General features: G+C 55.3%; 4 protein-coding genes and 1 pseudogene. 3 read left to right on the forward strand and 2 right to left on the reverse strand.

Features of this window, described 5'->3' with window-relative positions; all coding sequences use genetic code 11:
- Positions 1-191 precede the first annotated feature (191 nt).
- The 3 genes from ACOCD2_RS11185 to ACOCD2_RS11195 are packed head-to-tail and all read left to right on the forward strand — an operon-like array spanning position 192 to position 4,442.
- Complete coding sequence (locus ACOCD2_RS11185; protein ID WP_293672671.1) at positions 192-2,477, forward strand: efflux RND transporter permease subunit; 2,286 nt, start codon at positions 192-194, stop codon at positions 2,475-2,477.
- Complete coding sequence (locus ACOCD2_RS11190) at positions 2,474-3,253, forward strand: outer membrane lipoprotein-sorting protein (RefSeq protein WP_305800304.1); 780 nt, start codon at positions 2,474-2,476, stop codon at positions 3,251-3,253. The genes ACOCD2_RS11185 and ACOCD2_RS11190 overlap by 4 nt, the downstream gene beginning before the upstream one ends.
- A gap of 4 nt (positions 3,254-3,257) precedes the next feature.
- The gene (locus ACOCD2_RS11195; RefSeq protein WP_293647662.1) at positions 3,258-4,442 is read left to right on the forward strand and encodes a hypothetical protein; all 1,185 of its coding nucleotides are present in this window, start codon (positions 3,258-3,260) and stop codon (positions 4,440-4,442) included.
- A gap of 169 nt (positions 4,443-4,611) precedes the next feature.
- On the opposite strand, the gene ACOCD2_RS11200 is transcribed toward ACOCD2_RS11195, so the two are convergent.
- Positions 4,612-5,151, reverse strand: a complete 540-nt coding sequence (locus ACOCD2_RS11200; RefSeq protein ID WP_419582714.1) for a transposase — start codon at positions 5,149-5,151, stop codon at positions 4,612-4,614.
- A gap of 28 nt (positions 5,152-5,179) precedes the next feature.
- Positions 5,180-5,503 (reverse strand): annotated as a pseudogene (locus ACOCD2_RS11205) (transposase); the annotation flags it as partial.
- Between the last annotated feature and the right edge of the window lie 196 nt (positions 5,504-5,699).

The following is a 5,699-nucleotide window of genomic DNA, read 5'->3' on the forward strand; positions in this document are numbered from 1 at the left end:
GCGTCCATAGCGGCCTCCAGAAGTTTGTGTTGATTTCTCTTCTGAGAGGCCGCGCCTTGCTATGTCAACTATTTTTTGAGATTTTTAGTGGTTTTTCTCCTCTGAAACTCTAAACTCTAGAATCTAGTGCATTCGGGGAAATCAGGAGTATGATAACCGATTCCAATGTGTAGAAGGACGAAACCCGCACCATGAGTCAGGCATATTTTACATGGATATTGCGCCACCGCTGGCTGGTGGTGATACTCAGTGTGATCCTCATCGCGCTGGCAGCATCGGGAGCACGCTTTCTCGGCTTCAGCAATGATTACCGTATGTTCTTCAGTGAGGAGAATCCGCAGTTGCTGGCCTTCGAGGCGCTGCAGAATACTTATACGAAGACGGACAATATCCTGTTTGTCGTTTCTCCCAGGGACGGGAATGTGTTTACTCCCAAGACCCTGGCAACGGTGGAATGGCTGACCAAGGAATCCTGGCAGCTGCCGTATTCCCTGCGCGTCGATTCTATTACCAATTACCAGCATACCGAAGCGGAAGAGGATGACCTGCTGGTAGCCGACCTGGTCGAGGATGCTGCCAACCTCACGGATGAACAGCTGAAGAAAATCCGCGATGTGGCGCTGCATGAGCCTTTGCTGCGCAACCGGCTGATTTCACCTGACGGTGCGCATACGGGTATCAATATTACCGTGCAGCTGCCAGGCAAGAAGCTGGATGAAGTGCCGGAAGTGGCCGATTTTGCCTACAAACTCGCCCAGCGCGCCATGGAGCAGAATCCCGACGTGGAGGTTCGTGTGACCGGCCTGGTGGCGATGAACGCCACTTTTCCCAAAATGGCGCAGAACGATATGCAGACCCTGTATCCCCTGATGCTGCTGATCATTCTGGTCACCATGGCTTTCATGCTGCGCTCTATTTCTGGGGTGGTGGTTTCCATGCTGGTGCTGTTGATGGCTGTTTTCGCTACCCTCGGCCTGACCGGTTGGTTGGGCATGCAGATGAGTCCGCCCACCACCAGTGCGCCGGTGATGGTGATGACGCTGGCGGTGGCAGACTGTATTCATATTATCGTCCTGTTCCTGCAGGGACTGCGCAAGGGGGAGGACAAAGAGACTGCCATGCTGGAAAGCCTGCGCCTGAACCTGGGGCCGGTGTTTCTCACCTCCATCACCACGGCCATCGGTTTTCTCAGCCTGAATTTCAGTGATGCGCCGCCTTTCCGGGACCTGGGCAACATGGCTGCCATGGGCGTGATGGTGGCTTTACTGCTGTCACTGAGCTTCCTGCCGGCGCTGCTGATGATACTGCCGGTGAAGGCGAGCACCCGCCATACCCGTGGTCAGGGCGTCATGGAACGCCTGGGTGATTTCGTCATCCGCAAGTGCACGCCCCTGTTCTGGGGCATGGCCGCGCTTATCGTTCTTTTGGTCAGCCAGGTGCCGCGCAATCATCTCAATGATGAATTCATCAAGTATTTCAGTGAAAACGTCCCGTTTCGTGTCGATACTGACTATGCGGTGGAGCACCTGACCGGCATTTATCTGCTGGAGTATTCCCTGCCCGCCGGTGGTGAGGGCATGATTGCCAACCCGGAATATCTGCAGCATGTGGAGGCCTTTGCCAACTGGCTGCGGCAGCAGCCCGAGGTGCTTCATGTGAATACCATTACCGATATCATGAAGCGCCTCAACAAGAACATGCATGGTGATGATCCGTCCTGGTACAAACTGCCTGACAATCAGGAGCTGGCCGCGCAATACCTGTTGCTGTATGAATTCTCTCTGCCATTCGGCCTGGACCTGAACAACCAGATCAACGTCAGGAAATCCGCCACCCGCCTGACGGCCAGCCTGAAGAGCATCTCCTCCGAACAGTTGCTGACGCTGGATCAGAAGGCCGCCCAATGGCTCAAGGACAATGTTCCTGCATACATCCAGACCCATGGCGCCAGCCCGTCGGTCATGTTTGCCAATATCGGTCATCGCAACATCCGTGCCATGCTCAAGGGCACGACAGTGGCGCTGGTGCTGATTTCCCTGATCCTGATGTTTTCCCTGCGCTCGGTGCGCATCGGCCTGCTCAGCCTGATACCCAACCTGGCACCTATCGGCATGGCATTCGGATTCTGGGGCCTGTTTGTCGGGCAGGTGGGGCTGGCACTTTCCGTGGTCAGTGGTATGACTATCGGCATCGTGGTAGATGATACGGTACATTTCCTCAGCAAATACCTGCGTGCCCGCAGGGAGCAGGGACTCAGCTCCGAGCAGGCGGTACGCTATGCTTTCCACACCGTGGGCACCGCATTGTGGGTAACCACGCTGGTGCTGATGCTGGGTTTTGGCGTGCTGGCCTTCTCGGATTTTGAACTCAATGCCGGTATGGGCTTGCTGACAGCCATAACCATTGGCCTGGCATTACTGGCAGATTTCCTGTTCCTGCCGCCTTTGTTGATGAAATTTGGAGACAAGCAAAAATGAAGAAGATTCTGATAGCGCTCATGGTCGCATTGACCAGCTTCAACGCCCTGGCGGAAACGCCGGAAGAGAAAGGCCTGGCCATTGCGCAGGAAGCGGATCGCAGAGACACGGGCTGGGGTGATTTCCAGGCGCAGATGAGCATGTTGCTGAAAAACCGCCATGGCGAGGAAAGCCTCCGCCAGATGCGGGTAAGATCACTGGAAGTCGAAGGTGACGGTGACAAGAGTCTTATCGTTTTCGATGAGCCCCGTGACGTAAAGGGCACGGCATTGCTGACCTTCTCCCACAAGGTGAAGGACGACGACCAGTGGCTGTACCTGCCGGCATTGAAAAGAGTCAAGCGTATCGCGTCGCGAAACAAGTCCGGACCCTTTATGGGCAGTGAGTTTGCTTTCGAGGACCTGGCATCGCAGGAAGTGGAGAAGTACACCTACAAGTACATCAGGGATGACGTGCTCGACGGCAAACCGGTATTTATCAATGAACGCTATCCGGTCAGCAAGTATTCCGGCTATACACGGCAGCTGGTCTGGGTGGACAAGGCCGAGTATATCCCGCTGAAGGTGGAATTCTATGACCGCAAGAACGCCCTGCTCAAGACCCTGACCTTCAAGGGCTACAAACAGTATCTGGAGCAGTACTGGCGTGCGGCTGAAATGTTCATGGAGAATCACCAGACCGGCAAAAGCACGTTGCTGACCTGGAAAGACTACAAGTTCCGTACGGGGCTAAAAGACAGTGATTTCACCCGTAACAGCCTCAAGCGGATCCGCTAATCCCGTGCGTCACTGGCTGCTGTTGCTTCCATTGACCCTTGCGGCGGGCAATCTTTGTGCCTGGGAACTGGCGGGCAACATGGCCGTGGAAGGGCGGGTGTTCTTCCAGTCACCTCTGGATCCCCGTCAGTATGACAATGATTGTTCTGTAAGTCTGGAACCGGAGTTCTCCCACCAGTGGGACGACAACAGGCAGAGTTTCGTGTTCCGTCCTTTCGGCCGCCTGGATCGCCATGACGACGAACGCAGCCACTGGGGCATTCGCGAACTGCAGTGGATCTATGCCGGTGATGGCTGGGAAACCCGCCTGGGTGTGGGAAAGGTTTACTGGGGTGTTACCGAAGCCATGCATCTGGTGGACATCATCAACCAGACGGATCTGGTGGAGAACATCGATGGCGAACAGAAACTGGGCCAGCCCATGGCGAAGCTGTCTCTGGAAAAGGACTGGGGAACCCTGGATTTCTTTTTGCTGCCCGGTTTTCGCGAACGTACCTTCCCCGGTGAAGATGGCAGGTTGCGCACGCATCCCCGGGTGGATCCCGATCTGGTGACCTACGAGTCTTCTGCCGAGCAGCGCCATGTGGACTATGCATTGCGCTGGTCGCACTATATCGGTGAATGGGACATGGGCGTGTCCTGGTTCCAGGGAACAGGACGGGATCCCCTGTTCAGGCAGGCCTTCACGCCGCAGGGTGAACTTGTGCTGGCGCCGTATTATGAGCAGATCGAGCAGGCCAGCGTTGACCTTCAGGCGACACTGGGCGAATGGTTGTGGAAGCTGGAAGCCCTGTACCGCAATGGACAGGACGATGCCTTCTATGCGCTTACCGGGGGATTCGAATATACAAAGGTTGGCATCATGGAAACCCAGGCCGATCTGGGGGTGGTCGCCGAGCTGATGCTGGATGATCGGGGTGACGAAGCGGCCACGCCGTTCAATCACGATCTGTTTCTGGGGTTGCGCTGGACGGCCAACGACGCTCAGAGCCTGGCCATACTGGGCGGAACCATCGTGGACTGGGAGAATGGTTCGACACTGCTGAATATCGAGGCCAGCAGGCGTTTTGGTCAGGCCTATCTGCTGACGGTTCAGTTGCGCAGCTGGCTGAACGTGGATGAAAAGGATCTGCAATATCCTTTCCGCCAGGATGACTATATGCAGGTGGAGCTTGCCCGTTACTTCTAGCCTGAACATTTCATCAAGCACCAGGGATTGACCTCATAACTCTGAACCCGGGCCGTTGACGTGGTGGAACCTGGGAATGGACGCTTTTCCGGGTGGATTCCTGATCTAAAGACACAACTTCCCCTTACCCCATTGTTTATCATCGTGCCGCGGCAGCACTCCGTTGAGCTTATGGGGGCCGGAGCCGAGCGGCGGTATTCAGAAACAGGGATTGATGCTGATAGGCACTGGAGAGGAGAAAACAGACACACCGTGTATTGTGCAGAATGACGGTGCCGATCTTGAGGAGTTTCAGGCGAATCATGGTCATCTGGGCATTGGCCAGTTTCGTGCCCTTGAACGCCTGGCGGCGAATAGCATCCATCAGCACGTAGGCCAGAGAGGAGAGCAGCAGGCGAAATTGATTGTCCCACCATGCATGGGTGGATGTCCGATTGGCAAACAGGCGCTGCCAGCCATGGAGAGCGAAGCGAAGGCTGGTAGACCCCAGTAGCCGCGAGGCCGCACTGTTTTCCCGGCGTGCCTTGCGCCAGAGGGAAAACAAAGTAGGCCTCCGAACGCGGCGTCCAGTCATTGGGAGCCAAGTACGGAGCAGCAACGAGCTTGCGAAGTTGTTGCGTAGTGCTTGGTGACCAGGACGGCTGGGGCACCAATAGGTTGTCAAAGGCCGAGTCGATTTTGGGGACTGGGATGTCCCAAAATCTATCACGAGGCCGAAGACACGCTTGCCCAATTGTTGCGTCCTTGATGCGGTTCTCCAATCGGCACAAGTTCGCTGGGCTGGCCAGGGGCGTATCCCGGTTGACCGCCGTTTGCAAGGCGGGATCAAGACGCAGATCCTGGTGGTCATTGAGGTCTTCATACCCCAGGCATAAGCCGTAGATGCGTTGGCGGAGCAGGCTCAACTGAGAATGGACAACCCGGTCTGAATCGCGTGGATCATGCAACACCCGATTGACCCACCCCAGCAACCCAGGCGCCGATCTATGTCCCGCAACAGCAACACGCCACCATCCGATGTGATATCGCCCCCGGAAAAGGCCACTTGTACTTTGCAGCATCTTACTGCTGGAAATTCAGTCCATTCCTGAGTTACAGTTTGTCACAGGCAAAACATCCCGTTTGTTCAATGTAACTAGTTCCCGTCTATAAATGCCAAGTCATTGAAATTCAATTGAAAAACCGAAAAAAGACGATGAGAAATCCGGTGCAGGATGGTACAATTATGATCTTAAAGCATTGATACATAAGAAAACC

It is taken from the genome of Thiolapillus sp. (assembly GCF_048562965.1).
GTDB lineage: Bacteria > Pseudomonadota > Gammaproteobacteria > Chromatiales > Chromatiaceae > Thiolapillus > Thiolapillus brandeum_A.

What these genes read in the sequence shown, in the direction of transcription:
- ACOCD2_RS11185 (WP_293672671.1), top strand. Translation starts at nt 192, where the DNA reads ATGAGTCAGGCATATTTTACATGGATATTGCGCCACCGCTGGCTGGTG.
- ACOCD2_RS11190 (WP_305800304.1), top strand. Translation starts at nt 2,474, where the DNA reads ATGAAGAAGATTCTGATAGCGCTCATGGTCGCATTGACCAGCTTCAAC.